This window comes from Pseudomonas sp. GZD-209 (genome assembly GCF_049310485.1).
In the GTDB taxonomy this organism is placed as follows: domain Bacteria; phylum Pseudomonadota; class Gammaproteobacteria; order Pseudomonadales; family Pseudomonadaceae; genus Aquipseudomonas; species Aquipseudomonas sichuanensis.
On record NZ_JBMOWQ010000112.1, the window covers coordinates 20,547 to 43,888 of the forward strand.

Here is a 23,342-nt window from a genome sequence, read left to right on the forward strand (position 1 = left end):
TCCATCCAGCGGCCGCTGCCGGATAATCACGGCATCCTCAGGCGGCAGGCATTTCATGAGCGACTACATCCTGGTCCTGGTCAGCGCTGCGCTGGTCAACAACCTGATGTTGCAACCCGACCCGATCGAGCGCGATCGCTTGCAAGCGCTCGGCCTGTGCAGCGCGCTGTTGATCTTGATCGGCCTGCCCGCCGGGCTGCTGCTCCAGCAGTACCTGCTTGCCCCGCTGCAATTGCAGGCCTTGCGCCTGTTCCTCCTGTTGCCACTGTTGGCGATACTCGCCTGGGGCCTGCCACAACTGCTGCGCCGTGTGCGACCTGGCTGGCCTGTGGAGGGCCTGCAAGGGCTGCTGCTGGGCAATGTCGCGGTGCTAGGCTTGCTGTTGCAGCTCGGCAGCGATGGCAGCAGCGGTTGGCAAGCGCTGGCCTGGGGCGTGACGGGCGGATTGGGGTTCTGGCTAGCCCTGCTACTGTTCGCCGACCTGCGCGAACGCAGCCGCCATGCGGATATTCCGGCGGCCCTGCGTGGCTTGCCCATCGAGCTGATCGGCGCTGGCGTGATGGCCATGGCGCTCTCCGGCCTTAGCGGACTATTCACACAATGAGCCTGCATACCCATGCCACTGCCTGACCCGCGCCTGCGCAACGCCATGGGCCTGGTCCTTTTGGCCTGCGTGCCGGGGTTGCTGGCGCTGTTCTGGCTGCATGGCTGGGGGGTGTTGATCAACCTGCTGTTGTGCGCCAGTGCCGCGCTGGCTACAGAGGCACTGCTGCTGACCTGGCGCGGGCAAGCGATACGGCCGGCGCTGGAGGATGGCAGCGCATTGGTCAGCGCGGTGCTGCTGGCGGTGGCATTGCCCAGCCAGGCCCCCTGGTGGCTGCCGGTGGCCGCGGCAAGCGTTGCCATAGGCCTGGGCAAACAGGCCTTCGGCGGCGTCGGGCGCAACCTGTTCAACCCGGCGATGGTTGGCTATGCCTTCGCCCTGCTGAGTTTCCCGTTGCAGATGAATCACTGGCCCGGCCAAGCGCCTGGCCTGCTCGACAGCCTGCAGCTGAGTTTTGTTGCCAGCGAGCAGATCGACGCCTGGGCCAGCCCGACGGTACTGGATGCCCTGCGGCACAACCGCAGCCTGACCATCGATGAGCTGTTTGCAACGCATCCGGCCTTCGGCGCGCTGGGCGGGCGAGGCAGCGAATGGGTGAACCTGGCATTCCTGCTGGGCGGCCTGTTCCTGTTACAGCGCAAGGTGTTCAGCTGGCACGCCCCGGCGGGCTTGCTCGGCGGGCTCCTGCTGTTCAGCCTGCTGGCGTGGAACGGGTCGGGCTCCGACTCCAATGGTTCACCTTTGCTGCACCTGTTCTCTGGCTCAACCATGCTGGCAGCGTTCTTCATCAGCACCGAGCCCATCTCCGGCTGTAAACGCCCGCTGGCCCGCCTGTTGTTCGGTATCGGTGCAGGTTGGCTGATCTACCTGCTGCGTACCTGGGGCAGCGTGCCGGACGGGACAGCCTTTGCGATCCTGCTGATGAACCTCTGCGCTCCGGCGCTGGACCGCTGGGCCCAGCGACGTCAACCGGTGTCCACATGAACAGGCGCGTGCGCAGCCTACTGCTGCTGTCATCGGTGACGGCCCTGGCACTGACCGGCAGCCTTGCCTGGCAACACTGGACCGCCGGCCCCATCCAGGAAGCCCAACGCCGGATGCAAGAGCATGAGTGGCTGGCTGTGCTGCCAACAGGCAGCTACGACAACCAGCCACTGCAGACCCCCTTGGCGCTGGCCGACAAGCAGTTGCAACACAGTCGACTGCTGGCGGGTTATCGCGCCAGCCTGGCCAACACCCCCGTGGCCATCATGCTGCGCAGCGAGGTGCCGGGGTATGCCGGGCCGATCGAGCTGGCCATCGCGATCGACAATCATGGTCGCCTGACCGGGCTGCGCGTACTTCGCCAGCAGGAAAGCCCAGGGCTGGGCGACCAACTGGTCGATCCCGCACGGCATTGGCTGGACCAGTTTATCGGCAAGACCCACGACAACCCGCCCGAGCAGGCCTGGGCGCTCAAGCGGGATCGGGGCGCGTTCGACCAACTGGCTGGCGCGACAGTCACCTCGCGGGCAGTGATCGACGCGGTGCAGGATGCGCTGCGCTACTTCGATCAACACCGCACCGCGTTGCTCGGGGAGGACCAACATGAATAGGTACTGGTTGCTGAGCGTTTGCCTGGCGCCCTTGATCGGCACCACCGGGTCGGTCATCCAGGCCTCGACGATGCTGGTCTGCATGACCGTATTGATACTGCTGCACCAACTGCTCATGGCTGGGTTGCGCAGCCATCTGCTACCTGCCCTGCACCTGTGGATGTCCATGGTGCTGGCCGCAGCGCTCGCCAGTTGCCTGCAGCTGGGGCTGCAAGCCTGGGCGTTGCCGATGGCACTTGAGCTTGGCCACTTTCCCGCGCTACTGGCCCTGCAATGCCTGGCCGTCGAACGCCTGTTACCGCAAACCGGCCGCTGGCATTCACTGCTCATTGGCCTCGCGGGCATGGCAGTGGCTGGCCTGGCTTTGGCTATCAGCCGTCAGGCCTTGGCCGATTTCCCAGGGTTACACATCACTCATCTGGCGCCCGGCGCACTGATACTGCTCGGCCTGCTCCTGGGCTTGTACAATCAGCTACGCCCCGAGCCCACCACTGCACATCGTCAAGGAACGCGTTGACCCCATGAATGCCGCTAAACGCCTGGAGATTTTTCGCAGGCTGCATGAAGACAACCCCGAGCCCAAGACCGAGCTGGCCTACACCACCCCCTTCGAACTGCTGATTGCCGTGATTCTCTCGGCGCAAGCAACCGATGTCGGCGTCAACAAGGCAACTGCACGCCTGTTCCCCATAGCCAACACGCCAGAAGCCATTCATGCACTGGGGGTGGATGGGCTGAGCGAATACATCAAGACCATCGGGCTGTACAACAGCAAGGCCAAGAACGTCATCGAGACCTGCCGGCTGCTGGTCGAACAGCATGGCGGCGAGGTGCCAGAAACCCGTGAGGCGCTCGAAGCATTGCCCGGGGTTGGCCGCAAGACCGCCAACGTCGTGCTCAACACGGCCTTCGGGCAGCTGGCGATGGCCGTAGACACCCATATCTTCCGGGTGAGCAACCGCACCGGCATCGCACCGGGCAAGACCGTGCTTGAGGTGGAGAAGAAACTGCTCAAGTTCGTGCCCAAGGATTACCTGCTCGACGCCCATCACTGGCTGATCCTGCACGGGCGTTACGTTTGCCAGGCGCGCAAGCCTCGCTGCGGTAGCTGCCGTATCGAGGACCTGTGCGAATACAGGCACAAGACATCGGACGATTGAGGCAATAGCAAAAACACTGGCAATACGATTGAAAAAATCTTTTTTACCCGCTCGGTGAATCCCGCTATAAGGACGGCCAATGGCCCTTTGGCTTGGAGTGACGCATGAGCACCGATAAAGAAGACCTGGCTATCGACGACGAGTTTCAAAACGCAGAAGAAGACGCTGAGCCGCAGCCCGAAGTGGCCAAGACCAACCTCAGCAAGCGCCGGACCATCGACAATATGCTGGAAGAGCGGCGCCTGCAGAAGCAGCTGGCCGACTTCGATTACGACCTGTAACCCAGGCATGAAAAAGCCTCCTGACGGAGGCTTTTGATGGTTCAGGCCAGACCGTGCCGCTGGGCCAGTTCGATGAGATCAACCAGTGAACGCGCATTGAGTTTGAGCAGCAGCCGGGTTTTGTAAGTACTCACAGTCTTGTTGCTGAGAAACATGCTGTCGGCAATTTCCTTATTGGTCTTTCCTCGTGCAAGTTGCTGCAGCACCATCATCTCCCTGCCGGAAAGACGCTCAACCATTTCAACTTCGCTTCCGCCACCAACGCCTGTGCGCCCCTTGTGCAGTGCCTGATTGGGGAAGTAGCTGTACCCTGACAGCACGGCCTTGATTGCACTTAGCAACTCGGTCAGCTCCTGCTGCTTGCAGACATACCCCGCAGCACCCGCCTGCATGCAGCGCATCGAAAAATGGCCCGGCGCCTGCGAGGTCAACACCAGCACCTTGCTTTCCGGGCTCGCCAAAGTCATTCGGGCAATGACCTCGAGCCCGTCCAGTTTTGGAATTCCAATATCCAGAATGACAATGTCTGGCAGATGCTCCCGCGTTAGCTGCAAGGCATCCACCCCGTTGTCGGTTTCCGCCATCACCTCGTATCCATGCCGCTCCATCAGCATGCGTACCGCCAGGCGAATGACCGGGTGATCATCCACGATCAGCACTTTGTTCATGCGATATCCATTATTGCGTTATTTTAGTTTTGATGCCCCAGCACAACCGAGCATAACGATTATTCGTGCGATGGTTTCCTTGGCAGATGCATCGAAGGAAGGTGCCTACTCTTATTGAGGAATATTCCTACGTGCGATTATTTCGCAGAACTTTATGCATCCCTGATCGATGTAGCCGTGTGCAAGTTAGCACCCTACTAATCGGACTCCAAGCGTAGAGGCATTACACTTAACGCAGGAAATTTCTACTATTTAGACAAGACATCGGAACGCCGACAAATGAATGGCTAGAGATTGCCAGAAGAGGAAATACTCGCACTTACTCTGTATTCAAAATCAGGCTACTGATGTGCAAAGCATGCCCAGGCGCCCATCATGAACAATCCATCATTCAGCCCATTGACGCTCATCGCCGTATTCGCCGGTGTCATCGAAGCCTCCGCCCTGGCTTCGCTGCCATTCCTGAGCGAGGAAAGCCAGACCATCTACACCTGGTTCCTCGTAGGCTTCCCCTTCTTTCTGACGGTGTTGTTCTTCCTCACACTCAACTTCAATACCGGGTCGTTATTCGCGCCTGAGCACCATGACCCAACGCTCAACTGCCCGAACCCCGCTCAACCATCAACAGCGCCCAACCACGCTGTCACGCCGGCGGCCGAAGAGACGCAAGCGCCGCTCAACCCGCTCCCGGCGCACATCAGCGAAAGCGAAGCTGCCATGATCATTGCCATATCCGGCCCGGACAGCCGCAAGATGTTCGAGCGCCATGTGTTGCGCATGATCGATCGCCCACAAACCACCACTCGCCGCTGGACCCTCTATAACCTCGACACCCGGGCCTGTTTTCATCTATCGGCCGGGCCCATGCACGAGGACACCGAACTGCCGTTCGAACAGGCCGAAGCCCCTGAATGACGGCAAAAAAAAACCCGGCCTGGGCCGGGTTCTTTTCAGCTGGATGCTTAGAGCATCGAACGGCCTTTGTTGGCCGCAATGCGCATGCGCAGTGCATTGAGCTTGATGAAGCCAGCAGCGTCGGCCTGGTTGTAGGCGCCGCCATCTTCTTCGAAGGTGGCGATGTTGGCGTCGAACAGCGAGTCGTCCGACTTGCGACCGACAACCACGACATTGCCCTTGTACAGCTTCAGGCGAACCACACCATTCACGTTCACCTGCGAGGCGTCGATCATCTTCTGCAGCATCAGACGCTCCGGGCTCCACCAGTAGCCGGTGTAGATCAGGCTGGCATACTTCGGCATCAGCTCATCTTTCAGGTGAGCGACTTCGCGGTCCAGGGTGATCGACTCGATGGCACGGTGGGCCTTGAGCATGATGGTGCCACCAGGGGTCTCGTAGCAGCCGCGGGACTTCATGCCGACGTAGCGGTTCTCGACGATGTCGAGGCGGCCGATGCCGTTGGCACCGCCAATGCGGTTGAGGTCGGCCAGCACGGTGGCCGGGGACTTCTCGACGCCGTCGATGGCAACGATGTCACCGTTGCGGTAGGTCAGCTCGATGTAAGTAGCCTGGTCCGGGGCGTTCTCTGGGGAGACGCTCCATTTCCACATGTCTTCTTCGTGCTCGGTCCAGGTATCTTCCAGGACACCGCCTTCGTAGGAGATGTGCAGCAGGTTGGCGTCCATCGAGTACGGCGACTTCTTCTTGCCGTGGCGCTCGATCGGGATGCCGTGCTTCTCGGCATAGTCCATCAGCTTCTCGCGGGACAGCAGGTCCCACTCGCGCCATGGGGCGATGACCTTGACGCCTGGCTTGAGCGCGTATGCACCCAGCTCGAAACGCACCTGGTCGTTACCCTTGCCGGTAGCACCGTGGGAAATGGCGTCGGCGCCGGTTTCGTTGGCGATTTCGATCAGGCGCTTGGCGATCAGCGGACGAGCGATGGACGTACCCAGCAGGTACTCGCCTTCGTAGACGGTGTTGGCGCGGAACATCGGGAACACGAAGTCACGCACGAACTCTTCGCGCAGGTCATCGATGTAGATTTCTTTAACGCCCATTGCCTGGGCTTTGGCGCGGGCCGGCTCGACCTCTTCGCCCTGACCCAGGTCAGCGGTGAAGGTCACCACTTCGCAGTTGTAAGTGTCCTGCAGCCACTTGAGAATCACCGAAGTATCAAGGCCGCCGGAATACGCCAGTACGACCTTTTTTACGTCCGCCATGCCATCACTCCACGGGGTTGTACGGAAAGCCTTCGATTCTAACGGCCTTGCCGCAAAAATTACAGTGGGGCGACAGCTTGTGACGACAAAGCGACAGGAACTGTCGACAGCGCGACCAGTGGTCGCACTCAGCCCTGCTTCGCGGGTGCCTGTTGGGCCGGTACGGCTGCCGGCGCGGTGGTGGCCGCTGGCGCAGGCGCTGCAGCGGGAACGGCCGGGGCTGCAGCCGGAACCGGCTTCTCGACCGGGGTCACCCGATCGAGCTGGATGTTGACACGACGGTTGCGCGCACGGTTGGCGGCACTGTTGTTCTTGGCCAGGGGGTAGCGCTCGCCATGGAAGCGCACGGTGATCTGTTCTTCAGCAATGCCATGGGCCTTGAAGTACTCGGCCACTGCCAGGGCACGACGGCGCGATGCGTCACGGTTGGTCAGACGGTTGCCGCTGTTGTCGGCATGACCGTCAAGCTCGATGTGATTGACCGTCGGGTCGGCCTTCATATAGTCCAGAATCAGGTCCAGCCGTGCACGCGCCGAGCTGTCCAGCTCGAAGCCAGTGCCGGGGAAGCCGACCTGGGTCTGGCGAATCTGATCGTAATTCATCGGCAGCAGCGTGCTCGCGCAGCGCTGATAGTCACTGTAGGCCTTGGCGAAACTGACCGGCAGCACCCGCACTTCCATGGCTCGCCCGCCTTCGCCTGCATAATTGCGCACCACCGTGCTGCGCCCATCAAGCAAGCCATTGATCAAGCGGCTGGCCTGGCCTTGCGAGGACGTGAACAGCACGCCCGTGCGGCCCATGCGCACAGCCCCCAGATTGATGTCGCCACGGCCTGGCTGCCAGGGTGCAGCTGCCGCCAACAGTGTGGCGGATCCGGCACCGAGCACATTGCTTGCGGAGCGCAGCTGGAACGTCGGCAGCTCGCCGGCACGGCGCACGAATTCACCACTGCCGAAACCATCGATCGGTTGCACCAGACGGCATTCGAACTGGTCACCCTCGACTTTCCAGGCGACATGCTCCACGCGGGTCTGGAAGGTGAGTGCCCCCGCCGGCAGGCTGGCGACAAGGGTGAACAGGGCTAGGTAACGCTGGCGCACGGGCGGCTCCACAGATTCTGACGGCTTACATCAACGCTATCGGACGCTGGCTGGAAAACTTGATAGCCGTGCTCGCCCAAGGGTTTTCCGGTAGCATTGGCTTCTGAGTTCGACCCGCCTGGAATCCCCAATGTCCGATCGCCTGACCCTCCTGCGCCCCGACGACTGGCACATCCATCTGCGCGATGGTGCCGTCTTGCCACATACCGTTGGCGACGTGGCGCGCACCTTCGCCCGTGCCATCATCATGCCCAACCTCGTGCCCCCGGTGCGCAACGCCGCCGAAGCTGGCGCCTACCGTGAGCGCATCCTCGCCGCGCGTCCGGCCGGCAGCCGCTTCGAGCCGCTGATGGTGCTTTACCTCACCGACCGCACCAGCGCCGAAGATGTCCGCGCGGCCAAGGCCAGCGGCATCGTGTACGCCGCCAAACTGTACCCGGCCGGCGCCACCACCAACTCCGATTCCGGCGTGACCAGCATCGACAACATCTTCCCGGCGATCGAGGCTCTGGCCGAGACCGGCCTGCCACTGCTGGTGCATGGCGAAGTGACGCGCAGCGAGATCGACGTGTTCGACCGTGAGAAGCGCTTCATCGACGAGCACATGCGCCGCCTGGTCGAGCGTTTCCCCACGCTGAAAGTGGTCTTCGAGCACATCACCACCAGTGACGCCGCGCAGTTCGTCACCGAAGCTGCGGCCAACGTCGGCGCGACCATTACCGCCCAGCACCTGCTCTACAACCGCAACCACATGCTGGTCGGCGGTATCCGCCCGCACTTCTATTGCCTGCCGATCCTCAAGCGCAACACCCACCAGGTGGCGCTGCTGGACGCGGCCACTAGCGGCAACCCGAAGTTCTTCCTCGGCACCGACTCCGCCCCCCATGCCCAGCACGCCAAGGAAGCCGCCTGCGGCTGCGCTGGCTGCTACACCGCCTACGCCGCCATCGAGATGTATGCCGAGGCATTCGAGCAGCGCAACGCGCTGGACAAGCTCGAAGGCTTTGCCAGCGAGCATGGCCCGGACTTCTACGGCCTGGCGCGCAACACCGACACCATCACCCTGGTGCGCGAAGAGTGGACGGCACCCGCCAGTCTGCCGTTCGGCGACAACACCGTGATCCCGCTGCGCGCTGGTGAAAAACTGCGCTGGCGCCTGCTGGAGGACAACGCGTGAGCGAAGACCTCTACGACGACGATCAGGACAACCAGGTCAGCAGCGGTTCGCGCCATCCGATGGCCGAACGTTTCCGTGGCTATCTGCCGGTAGTGGTGGATGTCGAGACAGGCGGCTTCAACAGCGCCACCGACGCCCTGCTGGAAATCGCCGCAGTGACCATCGGCATGGACGAGAAGGGCTTCCTGTTCCCCGAGCACACCTACTTCTTCCGGGTCGAACCCTTCGAAGGCGCCAACATCGAACAGGCCGCGCTGGAGTTCACCGGGATCAAGCTGGACCACCCACTGCGCATGGCGGTGAGCGAGGAAAGTGCGCTTACCGACATCTTCCGTGGCGTGCGCAAGGCGCTCAAGGCCAACGGCTGCAAACGGGCAATCCTGGTCGGGCACAACAGCAGCTTCGACCTGGGCTTCCTCAATGCCGCGGTGGCGCGCAACGACCTCAAGCGCAACCCCTTCCACCCGTTCTCCAGCTTCGACACCGCAACTCTTGCCGGCCTGGCGTACGGCCAGACCGTGCTGGCACGGGCCTGCCAGAGCGCCGACATCGATTTCGATGGCCGCGAGGCGCACTCGGCACGCTACGACACCGAGAAGACCGCCGAGCTATTCTGCGGCATCGTCAACCGCTGGAAAGAAATGGGCGGCTGGCGCGATTTCAACGATTGATCGAAATCGCCATCGCGGGCCAGCCCCGCGATGGGCGCTTGAAGCATAAAAAAACCGGCCACCAGGGCCGGTTTTTTTATGCGCTTGGCAAATTACAGCTTGCCAGCGTTCTCGCTCAGGTAAGCGGCAACGCCTTCCGGCGAAGCGTTCATGCCCTTGTCGCCTTTTTTCCAGTTGGCCGGGCAGACTTCGCCGTGCTCTTCGTGGAATTGCAGGGCGTCAACCAGGCGCAGCAGCTCGTCCATGTTGCGGCCCAGCGGCAGGTCGTTGACGATCTGCGAACGGACAACACCGTTGGTGTCGATCAGGAAGGCGCCACGGAAAGCCACGCCGCCTTCGGACTCGACGTCGTAGGCCTTGCAGATTTCGTGGGTCATGTCGGCTGCCAGGGTGTACTTGACCTGGCCGATGCCGCCGTTGTTGACCGGGGTGTTACGCCAGGCGTTGTGGGTGAAGTGCGAGTCGATCGACACGCCGATCACTTCCACGTTGCGAGCCTGGAAGTCAGGGATACGATTGTCCAGGGCGATCAGCTCGGACGGGCAGACGAAGGTGAAGTCCAGCGGGTAGAAGAACACCAGGCCGTACTTGCCTTTGATGGCCGAGGCCAGGTTGAAGCTGTCGACGATTTCGCCATTGCCCAGCACGGCTGGAACGGTGAAGTCAGGGGCTTGTTTACCAACGAGTACGCTCATTCGATTTCTCCTGATGAGGGGTGAAGAACCTTGCCCGGGCGGAATGAGTTCCCCCGGATCCGGCAAAGGCCGACCATCATACACGGCTTATGGTGACAGGCCGAATCTCTACCACCGGTCGCTCAAGGGCGGCCCTCTCAGGAAGTGCTTTGACAAGCATTCTCATTACCATTACTCTCCAACCCATCGAATCCAACCGTAATGGTCAGCCTTTATGTATGTGTGTCTTTGTGTCGGTGTCACCGATGGACAGATCCGCGATGCGATCTACGAAGGATGCTGCAGTTACAAGGACGTTCGAGCCGCCACCAACGTCGCCAGCCAGTGCGGTAAATGCGCCTGCCTCGCCAAGCAGGTAGTGCGTGAGACGCTGACCGAGCTGCAGCTCAGCCAACAGGCTGCGCTGCCCTACCCCGTTGAATTTAACGCGGCGTAAAAAATGAATTTCGAAGAACCGGGCCTAGTGCCCGGTTTTTTTATGCCCGGAATTCAATAAGTTAGCGCTCGAACGCGGTTCACAAACATTCTTATTCCGATTAATTTTCACTTATTATTCAATAACTTAGGTTTGACATAGGTAGTTGTCGGGCTCAGACTTGTTTTCATTGGCTCAACTTCTACAGGGCAGGACCCCATCATGAAAGGCGACGTAAGCGTCATCCAGCATCTCAACAAGATCCTCGGAAACGAGCTGGTCGCAATCAACCAGTACTTCCTGCACGCACGCATGTACGAAGATTGGGGCCTGAACAAGATCGGCAAATTCGAGTACAAAGAATCCATCCAGGCGATGAAGGACGCGGACAAGCTGATCAAGCGCATCCTCTTCCTCGAAGGCATCCCCAATGTCCAGGACTTGGGCAAGCTGATGATCGGCGAGCACACCAAAGAGATGCTCGACTGCGACCTGAAGCTTGAGAAAAAGGCCCACGCCGACCTGAAAGCCGCCATCGCCCACTGTGAAACTGCAGGCGACTTCGGCTCGCGCGATGTGCTCGAAGACATCCTCGAAGACCAGGAAGAACACATCGACTGGCTGGAAACCCAGCTGGGCCTGATCGACAAGATCACCCTCGAGAACTACCTGCAGTCGCAGATGGGCGAAGAATAAGCCCAATCGCCTTGTAGGAGCGGCTTTAGCCGCGATGAAGGCAGCGCGGTGCCTGGCACCCGCTCCGCGGGTGATCGCGGCTAAGGCCGCTCCTACAGGGGCACGCAATAAATCATCAGACAACAAAAAGCCCCGCAGTTGCGGGGCTTTTTGCATGCAAGGATCGAATCAGGCCTCGGCAGCCTTGGCCTTGGCAGCCGCGTCCTTGATCAGGGCCTGCAGCTCACCCTTTTCGAACATTTCCAGCATGATGTCGCTACCGCCGACCAGCTCACCGGCCACCCACAGTTGCGGGAAGGTTGGCCAGTTGGCGTACTTGGGCAGGTTGGCGCGGATTTCCGGGTTCTGCAGGATGTCGACGTAGGCGAACTTCTCGCCGCAACCCATCACCGCTTGCGATGCCTTGGCCGAAAAGCCGCACTGCGGGGCATTCGGCGAGCCTTTCATGTAAAGCAGAATGGTGTTGTTGGCAATCTGCTCTTTGATTGTTTCGATGATATCCATGAAGCACCTCGGCTGAACTTTCCGACATGGTCGTCGGCACGGTGACGCATTGTATCGGAAACCCGAGCGGCATGCTCGGCCTTGCCGGCCCTTAAGCGGCCTCTACCTGCACCGGCACGCCATTGAGTGCCGCATTGCCGGAAACTCCATCACGCAGGCGCTCGTCGGTCAGGTCATTGGCACTCACCCCGGGTTGCGCGCTGGCCACCTGCAACTGGGCGCCCTGGCGCCCATGCCCGTAGCCATGCGGCAGGCTGACCACCCCCGGCATCATCTCCTCGCTGGCCTGAACCTGCACTTCGAGCACACCGGTGCGTGAACGCACGCGTACCGTCTGGCCGTCCTGCAGTTGGCGCTGATGCAAGTCGAGCGGGTGCATCAGCAACTGATGGCGCGGCTTGCCTTTTACCAGCCGATGGAAGTTGTGCATCCACGAGTTGTTGCTGCGCACATGACGCCGGCCGATCAGCAACAGCTGGCCAGGTTCCGGCGGCAATTGCCGGGCAAGCCGTTGCAGGTCTTCGAGCAGGGCCACTGGGGCAGCTTCAACCGCCTGGCTGGCGGTCCCCAAGCGATCAGCGAGGTTCGGCGCCAGCGGCCCCAGGTCGAGGCCATGGGGATGCTGGTCGAGGGTTTGCAGCGATAGCTTCCAGGTTGACGCATCACCATAAGGCCCCTTGCGCAGCGCGTAATCGATCATCTGCGCCGGCGGCAGCGTCGCCTTCAGCTCGGCCTGGGCGCGAGCCGCAAAAGCCTTGGCCAGGCCGACGAAAATCTCCCAGTCGTGCAATGCCCCCTCGGGCTTGGCCAGGATCGCACGGTTGAAACGGCTGACGTTGCGTACCGCCAGCAGATTGAAGGTGGAATCGTAATGATCATTCTCCAGCGCCGAGGTCGAGGGCAGGATCAAGTCGGCATGGCGGGTGGTCTCGTTGATGTACAGGTCGATGCTGAGCATGAACTCGAGCCCAGCCAGGGCCTCATCCAGACGCCGCCCGTTGGGCGTGGACAACACCGGGTTGCCGGCAACAGTCACCAACGCCCGTACCTGCCCCTCGCCCGGCTCGAGGATCTCTTCGGCCAGGGCTGACACCGGCAGTTCGCCGCCATATTCCGGCAGGCCCGAGACCCTGCTCTGCCATTGGTTGAAATGCCCGCCCGAGGTGCTGGCCACCAGGTCCACCGCAGGTTCGGTACAGAGGGCACCGCCTTCGCGGTCGAGGTTGCCGGTGACCAGGTTGATCAGTTGCACCAGCCAGTGGCACAGCGAACCGAAGGCCTGGGTGGAAACCCCCATCCGGCCATAGCAAACGGCTTTGCCTGCGGCCGCGAAATCCCGGGCCAGTTGGCGAATGTCCTGCGCCGGGATGCCGCAGAGCCCGCTCATCGCCTCGGCATCGAACGGCGCAATGGCCTGGCGTACCTGATCCAGCCCGTTGACCGGCAAGTGCGATCCGCAGGCCAGGTCCTCTGCAAAAAGGGTATGCAGCAGCGCAGCCAGCAGCGCCGCATCGCCACCGGGGCGGATGAACAGATGCTGATCGGCCATCGCCGCCGTCTCACTACGCCGCGGGTCAACCACCACCAGGCGTCCGCCCCTGGCCTTCAGCGCCTTCAGCCGCTTCTCCACATCCGGCACCGTCATGATGCTGCCGTTCGAAGCCAGCGGGTTGCCGCCGAGTATCAACATGAAGCAGGTGTGATCAATGTCCGGGATCGGCAGCAGCAAGCCATGGCCGTACATCAGGTAGCTGGTCAGATGCTGGGGCAACTGGTCAACCGAGGTGGCAGAAAAGCGGTTGCGGGTCTTGAGCAGGCCGAGGAAATAGTTGCTGTGGGTCATCAGCCCATAGTTGTGCACGCTGGGGTTGCCCTGATACACCGCGACGGCGTTGCGCCCGTGGGCCTGCTGCACCGCCCAGAGGCGCTCGGCGGCGAGGGTGAACGCCTCGTCCCAGCCGATAGGCTGCCACTGGTCGCCGATACGCCTGTGGGGCTGGCGCAGGCGGTCGGGGTCTTCCTGGATATCTTGCAGGGCAACTGCCTTGGGGCAGATATGCCCACGGCTGAACGGGTCCTGCGGGTCGCCCTTGATCGAGCTGATACGCGCCCGGCCGTCGGCTTCGTGGGTCACTTCGATGTTCAGGCCACAGATGGCCTCGCACAGGTGACAGGCTCGGTGATGCAGGGTCTTGGTCATGGCCGCCTCTGCCGTGTTGTTCTGGACGTTCGACTATGCGCCGCCCCAGCAAGGCTCACCAGCGCGCTTCGCGGCGTGAATTGGCCGACATCAGGCCCACGATTCGCGACAGCGGGTTTGCCAAACGCGCGCCTGGCCGTGTACAACCCCTGTAGCAAATAAAAAACAGCGCGCCTACAGCGGGTTACGACACCCGCTGATACAGAGACACTGTTTCCCCTCTTGGTTTGAGGCGACATTTAATTATAGTATTGCGCCTTTCCCTATTCCGTCCGCCCCGTGCGGCTTACGCCGCAGGTCACTCCCGTTGTCAACAAAACCCATACGGTCGACCTGCACACCGTTGCAGATAAGGTAGTCAATCATGAGCGCTAGGCACTTTCTCTCCCTGCTGGATTTCACCACCGACGAATTGCTCGGTGTGATCCGCCGAGGCATCGAGCTGAAGGACCTGCGCAAGCGTGGCGTGCTGTTCGAGCCCCTGAAGAACCGCGTGCTGGGGATGATCTTCGAAAAATCCTCGACCCGTACCCGGGTGTCGTTCGAGGCGGGCATGATCCAGCTCGGCGGCCAGGCCATCTTCCTGTCGCCGCGTGACACCCAGCTGGGCCGCGGCGAGCCGATTGCCGACAGCGCCATCGTGTTGTCGAGCATGGTCGATGCGGTGATGATCCGCACCCACGCCCACAGCACCCTCACCGAATTCGCCGCCCATTCGCGGGTGCCGCTGATCAACGGCCTGTCCGACGAGTCGCACCCCTGCCAGCTGCTGGCCGACATGCAGACCTTCCTTGAACACCGCGGCTCGATCCAGGGCAAGACCGTGGCCTGGATCGGCGATGGCTTCAACATGTGCAACTCGTACATCGAAGCCGCTCGCCAGTTCGACTTCCAGCTGCGCATCGCCTGCCCCGAGGGCTACGAGCCCGATCCACGCTTCCTGCAATTGGGCGGTGACCGCGTGCAGATCATCCGTGACCCCAAGGAAGCCGTACGCGGCGCCCACCTGGTGACCACGGATGTCTGGACTTCCATGGGCCAGGAAGAGGAAACTGCACGGCGCCTGGCGCACTTCGCGCCTTACCAGGTCACCCGCGCACTGCTCGACCTGGCGGCACCCGATGCCCTGTTCATGCACTGCCTGCCCGCCCACCGTGGCGAGGAAATCAGCCAGGACCTGCTCGACGACCCCCGTTCGGTCGCCTGGGACCAGGCTGAGAACCGCCTGCATGCGCAGAAGGCCCTTCTCGAATTCCTTGTAGAACCGGCTTACCACCACGCATGAGTCAACCCCTACTGCTCAACCTGCGCGACCTCGCCTGCGGCTACGGCGAGCAGCGCATCGTCCAGAACCTCAACCTGCACCTGAACGCAGGCGACATCGGTTGCCTGCTGGGCTCCTCCGGGTGCGGCAAGACCACCACGCTGCGCGCCATCGCCGGTTTCGAGCCGGTGCATGAAGGCGAGATCCAGCTGGCCGGCGAGGTCATCTCCCGTGCAGGCTTCACCCTGGCTCCGGAGAAACGCCGGATCGGCATGGTGTTCCAGGACTACGCGCTGTTCCCCCACCTGACCGTGGCGCAGAACATCGCCTTCGGCATCGGCAAGCACCCGCAACAGGCGGCCGTGGTCGAGGAGATGCTCGAACTGGTCAAGCTGGGAGGCCTCGGCGGGCGCTACCCGCACGAGTTGTCCGGCGGCCAGCAACAGCGGGTCGCACTGGCCCGCGCACTGGCGCCGGAGCCACAACTGCTGCTGCTCGACGAGCCGTTCTCCAACCTCGACGTCGAGTTGCGCAGGCGCCTCAGCCACGAGGTGCGCGACATCCTCAAGAGCCGTGGCACCAGCGCCATCCTGGTCACCCACGACCAGGAAGAAGCCTTCGCTGTCAGTGACCACGTTGGCGTGTTCAAGGAAGGCCGCCTGGAGCAGTGGGATACCCCCTACAACCTCTACCACGAGCCGCAGACCCCCTTCGTTGCCAGCTTCATCGGCCAGGGTTACTTCATTCGCGGCCAGATGAGCAGCCACGAGGCGGTGACCACCGAACTCGGCGAACTGCGGGGCAATCGCGCCTACACCATGGCCCTGGGCAGCTCGGTGGATGTATTGCTGCGCCCGGATGACATCATCCATGCGCCCGACGGCAAATTGCGTGCGCACATTGTCGGCAAGAGCTTCCTCGGCGCTTCGACCCTGTATCGCCTGCAGTTGACCACCGGCAGCCAGCTCGAAGCAATCTTCCCCAGCCACATCGACCATCAGGTAGGCCAGGACATCGGCATCGCCGTGGCAGCCGACCACCTGGTGCTGTTCCCGGTGCCCGGCAGCGTAGCCGCGCAGCTGCCACGCCAGGAGAACGGCGTGCGCCGCGTCAGCTCGGCGCTCTGAGACATCTTAGGTTTTGTACGAAAAGTATGGTCATCAATCATTGTGGGAGCGGCGGTGCGCCGATGCGACTTGCCCCGCGATCTGCCGCAACGCGGCAGCAAAGCCGGAATTCGCGGCGTCTTTGACACTATTTGATATCGGGTACAGGAGCGCTTCGCACTCCATCGCGGGGCAAGCCCGCTCCCACAAAACTTTTCGTACAGAGCCTAAGCAGCGCGGGGGGGGGGGGGAAAAAAAACCAAAACGCCTTCACCCCTACGGATGGGGTAGGGAGGAGTCGGTTGTTGGGGGTGCCCTCCCCCCCCCCCCCCCCCCCCCCCCCGCGACAATCAAAGCATCAACGTGCCACTGGCCACCCGCCGAGCCTGCCCACCGATCTTCACCCGCTCACCTTCCAGCCTGCATGACAGCTCACCCCCCCTGGCCGAGCACTGGAAAGCACTCAACTCGGTTTTGCCAAGGCGTTCGGCCCAGTACGGGATGAGCAGGCAATGGGTGGAACCGGTCACCGGGTCTTCGGGGATGCCGATTGCCGGGGCGAAATAACGCGATACGAAGTCATGCCGGGCTCCAGGCGCCGTCACAATCACGCCAAGCCCGGGCAGACGCGCCACCGCAGCCATGTCCGGCGTGCAATCACGCACCGCCTGCTCCGACGGCAACACCACGAACAGCTCATTGCTCTGGCGCACTTCCAGCACCTCGCACCCCAACGCCTCGGCAACCGGCAAAGCCTCGGCCACCGGCTGCGAATCAATGCGCGGGAAGTCCAGCCACAAGCGGTCCCCTTCACGGCTGACGCTCAGTGGCCCTGACTGGCTCTGGAAGTCCAGCCGCGCCTTCTGCTCGCCATAGACCTCGAACAGCACATAAGCGCTGGCCAGGGTGGCGTGGCCGCACAGCGGCACTTCGGTACTTGGGGTGAACCAGCGGATCCGGTATCCGTCACCCTCGGCCACCACGAACGCGGTCTCGGCAAGGTTGTGCTCGGCGGCGATCTGCTGCATCAGCGCCTCGTCGAGCCACTGCTCCAGGTGATAGACCATGGCGGGGTTGCCGGCGAAGGGACGATCGCTGAACGCGTCGACCTGATGGAAGTGCAACTGCATGACACGCTCCCTCTGTCTTTTTGGAAAGGGCCCGAGCATGGCGCACGGGGCCCGGACCGAACAGTGACAGAGTCGAGAAAATTACCACCATACAGATGATCAGCCGCGACCAATCCCGGCAAATTGCCCCTGGGTATGGGTTGCCAGCACCGCCGCTGCCAGCTCCACCTCCAGGCCACGACGGCCCGCACTGACGTGAATGGTTTCATGTTGTTGCGCGGACTCGTCGATGAAGGTGCGCAGACGCTTCTTCTGCCCCAGCGGGCTGATTCCCCCCACCAGGTAGCCCGTAGCACGCTGGGCAGCCTGCGGGTCGGCCATTTCGCACTTCTTCACCCCCGCCGCATGGGCCAGCGCCTTGAGATCGAGGGTACCGACCACCGGCACCACCGCCACCAGCAATTCGCCCTTCTCGCTGCTGGCCAGCAACGTCTTGAACACCCGCAGCGGGTCAAGGCCAAGCTTCTCGGCCGCTTCCAGGCCATAGGAAGCAGTCTTCGGGTCATGTTCGTAACTGTGCACGCGGTACTCGGCGCGCGCCTTTTTCAGCAGGTCCAGGGCGGGGGTCATCGAGGGCTCCAGTCGATCACAGGTCGCCGGCTACTGTAGGGCAAATCCCCCAGACCAGCCAGCACACCCGCGGGCCAGAGCGGCGGCCAACGGTTCGCAGGCAGGCTTCTCGGTCAGATTGTGGCCGGCGGTTCACTTTCGACCTTTGACATCAGCGTTTCTTGTCTATATTTTTTCGTTTCTGAATACATGGTGCACCTATAAGGTGCACTTCCTGCACCCGCCCGGCGTCAATGGGGATCGACTCCGGGCTTTTTTGCTGTCGAGCGCACTGCGCCTCACAACAACAAGAACCGAGGTCATACATGACGACTGCTCTACGCCAACCGACGCTTTCCGCCCAATGCATGGCCGAGTTCCTCGGCACCGCGCTGCTCATCTTCTTCGGCACAGGTTGTGTCGCCGCCCTCAAGGTTGCCGGCGCCAGCTTCGGCCTGTGGGAAATCAGCATCATCTGGGGGGTCGGCGTGAGCATGGCGATCTACCTCACCGCCGGCGTTTCCGGCGCGCACCTGAACCCGGCCGTGAGCATCGCCCTCACCCTGTTCGCCGGCTTCGACAAACGCAAACTGCCGTTCTACATCCTCGCCCAGGTCTGTGGCGCGTTCTGTGGCGCCGCGCTCGTTTACACGCTGTACAGCAACCTGTTCTTCGATTTCGAACAGGCCCACGCCATGTTGCGCGGCAGCCAGGCCAGCCTGGAGCTGGCCTCGGTGTTCTCCACCTACCCGCACCCGGCGCTGTCCACCGGCCAGGCGTTCCTGGTCGAAGTGATCATCACCGCCATCCTGATGGCCGTGATCATGGCCCTGACCGACGACAACAACGGCCTGCCCCGTGGCGCCACCGCGCCACTGCTGATCGGCCTGCTGATCGCCGTGATCGGCAGCGCCATGGGCCCACTGACCGGCTTTGCGATGAACCCGGCGCGCGATTTCGGGCCCAAGCTGATGACCTTCCTCGCTGGCTGGGGCGACATCGCCTTTACCGGCGGGCGTGACATTCCCTATTTCCTGGTACCGGTGTTCGCACCGATTCTCGGCGCCAGCCTTGGTGCGGCGTTGTACCGCGGCCTGATCGCCCGCAACCTGCCGACGGCAGAAGCCGAGAAGCCACAGACAGACGATAATCCTCAGGGTGATGCCCAGGTTTCCTGATGCCAGCGCCGGGCTCCAATGCTCGCCACGCCCTGAACCACTCCTAATTCCTGCAAGGCCATCGACATGACAGACACCCAGGACAAGAACTACATCATTGCCCTCGACCAGGGCACCACCAGTTCTCGGGCCATCATCTTCGACCGCGACGCCAACGTGGTCGGCACGTCGCAGCGCGAGTTCGCCCAGCACTACCCTCAGGCCGGCTGGGTCGAGCACGACCCGATGGAAATCTTCGCCACCCAAAGCGCGACCATGGTCGAAGCCCTGGCCCAGGCCGGTATCAGCCACGCCCAGGTAGCCGCCATCGGCATCACCAACCAGCGTGAAACCACCGTGGTGTGGGACAAGGAAACCGGCCGCCCGGTGTACAACGCCATTGTCTGGCAGTGCCGCCGCAGCACCGAGATCTGCGCCCAGCTCAAGCGTGACGGCCACGAGCAGTACATCCGCGAAACCACCGGCCTGGTCACCGACCCGTACTTCTCCGGCACCAAGCTCAAGTGGATCCTCGACAACGTCGAAGGTGTTCGCGAGCGCGCCGAACGCGGCGAGCTGCTGTTCGGCACCATCGATACCTGGCTGATCTGGAAGTTCTCCGGCGGCAAGGTGCATGTCACCGACTACACCAACGCCTCGCGCACCTTGATGTTCAACATCCATACCCTGGCGTGGGACGAGAAGCTGCTGGATATCCTCGGCATCCCGCGGCAGATGCTGCCCGAAGTGCGCCCTTCGTCGGAAGTCTATGGCCAGACCAAAAGCGGCATCAAAATCGCCGGCATCGCTGGCGATCAGCAATCGGCGCTGTTCGGCCAGATGTGCGTGGAGCCCGGCCAGGCCAAGAACACCTACGGCACCGGCTGCTTCCTGCTGATGAACACCGGCGACAAGGCGGTCGCTTCGTCCCACGGCCTGCTCACCACCATCGCCTGCGGCCCGCGCGGCGAAGTGGCCTATGCCCTGGAAGGCGCCGTATTCAACGGCGGCTCCACCGTGCAGTGGCTGCGTGACGAACTGAAGATCATCAACGACGCCTATGACACCGAGTACTTCGCCAGCAAGGTCAAGGACAGCAACGGCGTGTACCTGGTGCCCGCCTTCACCGGCCTCGGCGCGCCGTACTGGGACCCCTACGCCCGTGGTGCGCTGTTCGGCCTGACCCGCGGCGTGAAAGTCGACCACATCATCCGTGCCGCGCTGGAGTCGATCGCCTACCAGACCCGCGACGTGCTCGATGCCATGCAGCAGGACTGCGGCGAGCGCCTGAGCGAACTGCGCGTGGATGGCGGTGCGGTGGCCAACAACTTCCTCATGCAGTTCCAGGCCGACATTCTCGGCACCTGCGTAGAGCGCCCGAAAATGCGCGAAACCACTGCCCTCGGCGCCGCCTACCTGGCCGGCCTCGCCTGCGGTTTCTGGAGCGGCCTGGACGAGCTGCGCGACAAGGCAATCATCGAACGCGAGTTCAGCCCGCAACTTGATGAAGCGGCGAAAGAGAAGTTGTACAAAGGCTGGCGCAAGGCCGTGGACCGCACCCGCGACTGGGAAGACCACGACGCCTGACCCCCGCCTTAGGTAGGAGCCAGCTTGCTGGCGCCTACCGCTATGGAGGTCGCATCCAGACTGGTCGTCCTCCCCTTCCTACGGCATCATTGCAGAATTTTTCCGGCTGCCCCCAAGGACCGCCCATGAATCTGCCTCCACGCCAACAACAAATCCTCGAGCTGGTCCGTGAACGCGGCTACGTCAGCATCGAGGAAATGGCGCAGCTGTTCGTCGTCACCCCGCAGACCATCCGCCGCGATATCAACCAGCTCGCCGAGGCCAACCTGCTGCGCCGCTACCACGGTGGCGCAGCCTACGACTCGAGCATCGAAAACACCGCCTACGCCATGCGCGCCGACCAGATGCGCGACGAGAAGCAGCGCATTGCCGAAGCCGTGGCCCGGCAGATCCCCGACCATGCCTCGCTGTTCATCAACATCGGCACCACCACCGAATCCATCGCCCGGGCGCTGCTCAACCACAACCACCTGAAGATCATCACCAACAACCTGCACGTGGCGGCGATCCTTGGCGCCAAGGACGATTTCGAAGTGCTGATCGCTGGCGGCACGGTGCGCCGTGACGGCGGTGTGGTAGGCCAGGCCAGCGTCGATTTCATCAGCCAGTTCAAGGTCGACTTCGCCGTGGTCGGCATCAGTGGCATCGACGAGGACGGCAGCCTGCTGGACTTCGATTACCAGGAGGTGCGCGTGTCCCAGGCGATCATCGCCAATGCCCGCCAGGTGATCCTCGCTGCGGACTCCAGCAAGTTCGGGCGCAACGCCATGGTCCGCCTGGGCTCGATCAGCCTGGTGGACTGCCTGGTGACCGATCAGGCCCCTACCCCCGCCCTGACCCAACTGCTCAACCAGTACAAGATCCGCCTGGACGTGGTCTGACGCCTCCTTTGTGCAGGCGCCGGCTTGCCGGCCCTGCGCGATGTTCGTAAATGTTCATTTAATTGTCATCCGATCAGTTTTTTCTATAAAGACTTGCTGGCGGCCGCCTGTTCATTGCGCTAATATTTTCGCAAACGAACATCAATGTTCATATTCGATATGAACAGCCCAGGAGGCCTTGCTGTGTCCCAGCCCGTTTCGCCCCAACCCCTCGACTGCTACGACCTCGCCGTGATCGGTGGCGGCATCAATGGCGTAGGCATCGCGGCAGACGCCGCCGGGCGCGGCCTGAAAGTATTCCTTTGCGAAAAGGACGACCTGGCCCGGCACACCTCCTCGGCCAGCAGCAAGCTGATCCACGGCGGCCTGCGCTATCTCGAACATTACGAATTCCGCTTGGTGCGCGAAGCCCTCGCCGAGCGCGAAGTGCTGCTGGCCAAAGCCCCGCACATCGTCAAGCCAATGCGCTTCGTCCTGCCGCACCAGCCACACCTGCGCCCAGCCTGGATGATCCGCGCCGGCCTGTTCCTGTATGACCACCTGGGCAAGCGCAAGCGCCTGGGCGCCTCGCGCAGCCTGCGTTTCGGCCCGGGCTACCCGCTCAAGCCAGCCATCACCCGCGGTTTCGAATACGCCGACTGCGCCGTCGACGACGCACGCCTGGTGGTCGTCAACGCCATGGCCGCCCGCGAAAAAGGTGCACACATCCACACCCGCACCCGCTGCCTGCGTGCCGAGAGGGTCGAAGGCATCTGGGAAGTGGAGCTGCAACATGCCGACGGCAGCCTGCAGACCATCCGCGCCCGCGCCCTGGTCAACGCCGCCGGCCCCTGGGTGGCCAGCTTCATCAAGGACGACCTCAAGCTCGACGCGCCTTACGGCATCCGCCTGATCCAGGGCAGCCACCTGATCGTGCCGCGCCTGTACGAAGGCGAACACGCCTACATCCTGCAGAACGAAGACCAACGCATCGTCTTCTGCATCCCTTATCTGGAGCGTTTCACCCTGATCGGCACCACCGACCGCGAATACAGCGGCGACCCGGCCAAGGTGGCGATCACCGAACAGGAGACCGACTACCTGCTCAAAGTGGTCAACGAACACTTCAACCACCAGTTGGGCCGTGCCGACATCCTGCACACCTACTCCGGCGTGCGCCCGCTGTGCAACGACGAGTCGGACAACCCGTCGGCAGTGACCCGCGACTACACCCTGGCGCTGTCCGCCGCAGCAGGTGAAGCGCCACTGCTGTCGGTATTCGGCGGCAAGCTCACCACCTACCGCAAACTGGCCGAGTCGGCGATGGCCGAGCTCAAGCCGTTCTTCACCCAGATGCGCGGCAGCTGGACCGCCGATGCGCCGCTACCCGGCGGCGAAAGCATGACCAGCGTGCAGGCACTGGTGGACGCCGTGCTGGCCAGCCATGCCTGGCTGCCGCTGGACATCGCCAAGCGTTGGGCCGTGACTTACGGCAGCCGCGTCTGGCGCCTGCTCGAGGGCGTGAAGGGCCCCGAGGACCTGGGCCAGGCCATCGGTGGCGGCCTGTTCACCCGCGAAGTGGACTACCTGTGCAGCCAGGAGTGGGCGGTGGACGCCGACGACATCCTCTGGCGCCGTACCAAGCTGGGGCTGTTCACCAGCGCGAGCGAGCAACAGGCGCTGGTGGATTACCTGCAACAGGCCCAGGCGAACCGCGACCGCGTGCAAGCCGCCTGAAGCAGG

General features: G+C 62.5%; 25 protein-coding genes. 17 read left to right on the forward strand and 8 right to left on the reverse strand.

Annotated elements, in window-relative coordinates:
- Window positions 1-55 precede the first annotated feature (55 nt).
- The 6 genes from ACO6VM_RS14120 to ACO6VM_RS14145 all read left to right on the forward strand — a co-directional run bounded on the left by ACO6VM_RS14120 (window position 56) and on the right by ACO6VM_RS14145 (window position 3,640).
- A complete protein-coding gene (locus ACO6VM_RS14120; RefSeq protein ID WP_422403446.1) occupies window positions 56-604 on the forward strand; it encodes an Rnf-Nqr domain containing protein in 549 nt (182 codons plus the stop codon).
- A gap of 12 nt (window positions 605-616) precedes the next feature.
- Complete coding sequence (locus ACO6VM_RS14125) at window positions 617-1,588, forward strand: RnfABCDGE type electron transport complex subunit D (RefSeq protein ID WP_422403447.1); 972 nt, start codon at window positions 617-619, stop codon at window positions 1,586-1,588.
- The gene (locus ACO6VM_RS14130) at window positions 1,585-2,199 is read left to right on the forward strand and encodes an RnfABCDGE type electron transport complex subunit G (RefSeq protein ID WP_422403448.1); all 615 of its coding nucleotides are present in this window, start codon (window positions 1,585-1,587) and stop codon (window positions 2,197-2,199) included. Before ACO6VM_RS14125 ends, ACO6VM_RS14130 begins: the two co-directional genes overlap by 4 nt.
- Complete coding sequence (locus ACO6VM_RS14135; RefSeq protein ID WP_422403449.1) at window positions 2,192-2,716, forward strand: Rnf-Nqr domain containing protein; 525 nt, start codon at window positions 2,192-2,194, stop codon at window positions 2,714-2,716. The genes ACO6VM_RS14130 and ACO6VM_RS14135 overlap by 8 nt, the downstream gene beginning before the upstream one ends.
- A 4-nt stretch (window positions 2,717-2,720) precedes the next feature.
- Window positions 2,721-3,359 (forward strand): endonuclease III, encoded by a 639-nt coding sequence (nth, locus tag ACO6VM_RS14140; RefSeq protein WP_125857630.1) that lies wholly within the window; start codon window positions 2,721-2,723, stop codon window positions 3,357-3,359.
- 104 nt (window positions 3,360-3,463) lie between these two features.
- Window positions 3,464-3,640, forward strand: a complete 177-nt coding sequence (locus ACO6VM_RS14145) for a PA3496 family putative envelope integrity protein (protein WP_167409855.1) — start codon at window positions 3,464-3,466, stop codon at window positions 3,638-3,640.
- Between the two features lie 41 nt (window positions 3,641-3,681).
- Here ACO6VM_RS14145 and ACO6VM_RS14150 read toward each other — a convergent pair whose 3' ends face one another.
- Window positions 3,682-4,308, reverse strand: coding sequence for a response regulator (locus tag ACO6VM_RS14150; RefSeq protein ID WP_401058803.1), 627 nt, complete (start codon window positions 4,306-4,308; stop codon window positions 3,682-3,684).
- Window positions 4,309-4,683: 375 nt separating this feature from the next.
- Between ACO6VM_RS14150 and ACO6VM_RS14155 the strand changes: the two genes are divergently transcribed.
- Window positions 4,684-5,223 (forward strand): hypothetical protein, encoded by a 540-nt coding sequence (locus tag ACO6VM_RS14155; RefSeq protein WP_401058805.1) that lies wholly within the window; start codon window positions 4,684-4,686, stop codon window positions 5,221-5,223.
- A 47-nt stretch (window positions 5,224-5,270) separates the two neighbouring features.
- Here the strand turns inward: ACO6VM_RS14155 and ACO6VM_RS14160 are convergent, their stop codons facing one another.
- Both ACO6VM_RS14160 and ACO6VM_RS14165 read right to left on the reverse strand, forming a co-directional pair.
- A complete protein-coding gene (locus ACO6VM_RS14160) occupies window positions 5,271-6,488 on the reverse strand; it encodes an argininosuccinate synthase (RefSeq protein ID WP_110995148.1) in 1,218 nt (405 codons plus the stop codon).
- Between the two features lie 128 nt (window positions 6,489-6,616).
- On the reverse strand, window positions 6,617-7,588 hold the full coding sequence (locus tag ACO6VM_RS14165; protein ID WP_401058806.1) for a flagellar protein MotY: 972 nt from the start codon (window positions 7,586-7,588) through the stop codon (window positions 6,617-6,619).
- A gap of 130 nt (window positions 7,589-7,718) precedes the next feature.
- Between ACO6VM_RS14165 and pyrC the strand changes: the two genes are divergently transcribed.
- Both pyrC and rnt read left to right on the forward strand, forming a co-directional pair.
- On the forward strand, window positions 7,719-8,765 hold the full coding sequence (gene pyrC, locus ACO6VM_RS14170) for a dihydroorotase (protein WP_422403450.1): 1,047 nt from the start codon (window positions 7,719-7,721) through the stop codon (window positions 8,763-8,765).
- The gene (gene rnt / locus ACO6VM_RS14175) at window positions 8,762-9,436 is read left to right on the forward strand and encodes a ribonuclease T (RefSeq protein WP_125857627.1); all 675 of its coding nucleotides are present in this window, start codon (window positions 8,762-8,764) and stop codon (window positions 9,434-9,436) included. The genes pyrC and rnt overlap by 4 nt, the downstream gene beginning before the upstream one ends.
- A gap of 92 nt (window positions 9,437-9,528) precedes the next feature.
- Here the strand turns inward: rnt and ACO6VM_RS14180 are convergent, their stop codons facing one another.
- A complete protein-coding gene (locus ACO6VM_RS14180; protein ID WP_023629028.1) occupies window positions 9,529-10,131 on the reverse strand; it encodes a peroxiredoxin in 603 nt (200 codons plus the stop codon).
- Window positions 10,132-10,345: 214 nt separating this feature from the next.
- Between ACO6VM_RS14180 and ACO6VM_RS14185 the strand changes: the two genes are divergently transcribed.
- Both ACO6VM_RS14185 and bfr read left to right on the forward strand, forming a co-directional pair.
- Window positions 10,346-10,567 carry a bacterioferritin-associated ferredoxin gene (locus ACO6VM_RS14185; RefSeq protein ID WP_110995144.1) on the forward strand — a complete coding sequence of 74 codons (222 nt, stop codon included), beginning with the start codon at window positions 10,346-10,348 and terminating at the stop codon, window positions 10,565-10,567.
- Between the two features lie 201 nt (window positions 10,568-10,768).
- Window positions 10,769-11,242, forward strand: coding sequence for a bacterioferritin (gene bfr, locus ACO6VM_RS14190; protein WP_422403451.1), 474 nt, complete (start codon window positions 10,769-10,771; stop codon window positions 11,240-11,242).
- A 168-nt stretch (window positions 11,243-11,410) separates the two neighbouring features.
- Here bfr and grxD read toward each other — a convergent pair whose 3' ends face one another.
- Window positions 11,411-11,746 carry a Grx4 family monothiol glutaredoxin gene (gene grxD / locus ACO6VM_RS14195; protein WP_033702671.1) on the reverse strand — a complete coding sequence of 112 codons (336 nt, stop codon included), beginning with the start codon at window positions 11,744-11,746 and terminating at the stop codon, window positions 11,411-11,413.
- A 91-nt stretch (window positions 11,747-11,837) separates the two neighbouring features.
- Window positions 11,838-13,946, reverse strand: a complete 2,109-nt coding sequence (locus ACO6VM_RS14200) for a molybdopterin oxidoreductase family protein (RefSeq protein ID WP_422403452.1) — start codon at window positions 13,944-13,946, stop codon at window positions 11,838-11,840.
- Between the two features lie 364 nt (window positions 13,947-14,310).
- Between ACO6VM_RS14200 and argF the strand changes: the two genes are divergently transcribed.
- Both argF and ACO6VM_RS14210 read left to right on the forward strand, forming a co-directional pair.
- Window positions 14,311-15,231, forward strand: a complete 921-nt coding sequence (argF, locus tag ACO6VM_RS14205) for an ornithine carbamoyltransferase (protein WP_110995140.1) — start codon at window positions 14,311-14,313, stop codon at window positions 15,229-15,231.
- Window positions 15,228-16,337 (forward strand): ABC transporter ATP-binding protein, encoded by a 1,110-nt coding sequence (locus ACO6VM_RS14210; protein ID WP_422403453.1) that lies wholly within the window; start codon window positions 15,228-15,230, stop codon window positions 16,335-16,337. The genes argF and ACO6VM_RS14210 overlap by 4 nt, the downstream gene beginning before the upstream one ends.
- A gap of 329 nt (window positions 16,338-16,666) precedes the next feature.
- Here ACO6VM_RS14210 and ACO6VM_RS14215 read toward each other — a convergent pair whose 3' ends face one another.
- Window positions 16,667-17,446 (reverse strand): PhzF family phenazine biosynthesis protein, encoded by a 780-nt coding sequence (locus tag ACO6VM_RS14215; RefSeq protein WP_401058814.1) that lies wholly within the window; start codon window positions 17,444-17,446, stop codon window positions 16,667-16,669.
- A 99-nt stretch (window positions 17,447-17,545) separates the two neighbouring features.
- Entirely contained in the window at window positions 17,546-18,016 is a 471-nt protein-coding gene (ybaK, locus tag ACO6VM_RS14220) for a Cys-tRNA(Pro) deacylase (protein ID WP_110995137.1), read from the reverse strand.
- Window positions 18,017-18,321: 305 nt separating this feature from the next.
- Here ybaK and ACO6VM_RS14225 point away from each other — a divergent pair, with 305 nt between their 5' ends.
- From ACO6VM_RS14225 to glpD, 4 genes are all read left to right on the forward strand, one after another.
- On the forward strand, window positions 18,322-19,173 hold the full coding sequence (locus ACO6VM_RS14225) for an MIP/aquaporin family protein (protein ID WP_125462848.1): 852 nt from the start codon (window positions 18,322-18,324) through the stop codon (window positions 19,171-19,173).
- Window positions 19,174-19,239: 66 nt separating this feature from the next.
- On the forward strand, window positions 19,240-20,739 hold the full coding sequence (glpK, locus tag ACO6VM_RS14230) for a glycerol kinase GlpK (protein WP_390969478.1): 1,500 nt from the start codon (window positions 19,240-19,242) through the stop codon (window positions 20,737-20,739).
- Between the two features lie 125 nt (window positions 20,740-20,864).
- Window positions 20,865-21,620 carry a DNA-binding transcriptional repressor GlpR gene (glpR, locus tag ACO6VM_RS14235; RefSeq protein ID WP_110995134.1) on the forward strand — a complete coding sequence of 252 codons (756 nt, stop codon included), beginning with the start codon at window positions 20,865-20,867 and terminating at the stop codon, window positions 21,618-21,620.
- 183 nt (window positions 21,621-21,803) lie between these two features.
- Entirely contained in the window at window positions 21,804-23,336 is a 1,533-nt protein-coding gene (gene glpD, locus ACO6VM_RS14240) for a glycerol-3-phosphate dehydrogenase (RefSeq protein WP_401058817.1), read from the forward strand.
- Window positions 23,337-23,342: the final 6 nt, after the last annotated feature.

Bases quoted from the DNA above. Each gene is read 5' to 3' on its own strand.
- ACO6VM_RS14120 (WP_422403446.1), top strand. From the start codon at position 56: ATGAGCGACTACATCCTGGTCCTGGTCAGCGCTGCGCTGGTCAACAAC.
- ACO6VM_RS14125 (WP_422403447.1), top strand. From the start codon at position 617: ATGCCACTGCCTGACCCGCGCCTGCGCAACGCCATGGGCCTGGTCCTT.
- ACO6VM_RS14130 (WP_422403448.1), top strand. From the start codon at position 1,585: ATGAACAGGCGCGTGCGCAGCCTACTGCTGCTGTCATCGGTGACGGCC.
- ACO6VM_RS14135 (WP_422403449.1), top strand. From the start codon at position 2,192: ATGAATAGGTACTGGTTGCTGAGCGTTTGCCTGGCGCCCTTGATCGGC.
- nth (WP_125857630.1), top strand. From the start codon at position 2,721: ATGAATGCCGCTAAACGCCTGGAGATTTTTCGCAGGCTGCATGAAGAC.
- ACO6VM_RS14145 (WP_167409855.1), top strand. From the start codon at position 3,464: ATGAGCACCGATAAAGAAGACCTGGCTATCGACGACGAGTTTCAAAAC.
- ACO6VM_RS14150 (WP_401058803.1), bottom strand. From the start codon at position 4,308: ATGAACAAAGTGCTGATCGTGGATGATCACCCGGTCATTCGCCTGGCG.
- ACO6VM_RS14155 (WP_401058805.1), top strand. From the start codon at position 4,684: ATGAACAATCCATCATTCAGCCCATTGACGCTCATCGCCGTATTCGCC.
- ACO6VM_RS14160 (WP_110995148.1), bottom strand. From the start codon at position 6,488: ATGGCGGACGTAAAAAAGGTCGTACTGGCGTATTCCGGCGGCCTTGAT.
- pyrC (WP_422403450.1), top strand. From the start codon at position 7,719: ATGTCCGATCGCCTGACCCTCCTGCGCCCCGACGACTGGCACATCCAT.
- ACO6VM_RS14180 (WP_023629028.1), bottom strand. From the start codon at position 10,131: ATGAGCGTACTCGTTGGTAAACAAGCCCCTGACTTCACCGTTCCAGCC.
- ACO6VM_RS14185 (WP_110995144.1), top strand. From the start codon at position 10,346: ATGTATGTGTGTCTTTGTGTCGGTGTCACCGATGGACAGATCCGCGAT.
- bfr (WP_422403451.1), top strand. From the start codon at position 10,769: ATGAAAGGCGACGTAAGCGTCATCCAGCATCTCAACAAGATCCTCGGA.
- grxD (WP_033702671.1), bottom strand. From the start codon at position 11,746: ATGGATATCATCGAAACAATCAAAGAGCAGATTGCCAACAACACCATT.
- ACO6VM_RS14200 (WP_422403452.1), bottom strand. From the start codon at position 13,946: ATGACCAAGACCCTGCATCACCGAGCCTGTCACCTGTGCGAGGCCATC.
- argF (WP_110995140.1), top strand. From the start codon at position 14,311: ATGAGCGCTAGGCACTTTCTCTCCCTGCTGGATTTCACCACCGACGAA.
- ACO6VM_RS14210 (WP_422403453.1), top strand. From the start codon at position 15,228: ATGAGTCAACCCCTACTGCTCAACCTGCGCGACCTCGCCTGCGGCTAC.
- ACO6VM_RS14215 (WP_401058814.1), bottom strand. From the start codon at position 17,446: ATGCAGTTGCACTTCCATCAGGTCGACGCGTTCAGCGATCGTCCCTTC.
- ybaK (WP_110995137.1), bottom strand. From the start codon at position 18,016: ATGACCCCCGCCCTGGACCTGCTGAAAAAGGCGCGCGCCGAGTACCGC.
- ACO6VM_RS14225 (WP_125462848.1), top strand. From the start codon at position 18,322: ATGACGACTGCTCTACGCCAACCGACGCTTTCCGCCCAATGCATGGCC.
- glpK (WP_390969478.1), top strand. From the start codon at position 19,240: ATGACAGACACCCAGGACAAGAACTACATCATTGCCCTCGACCAGGGC.
- glpR (WP_110995134.1), top strand. From the start codon at position 20,865: ATGAATCTGCCTCCACGCCAACAACAAATCCTCGAGCTGGTCCGTGAA.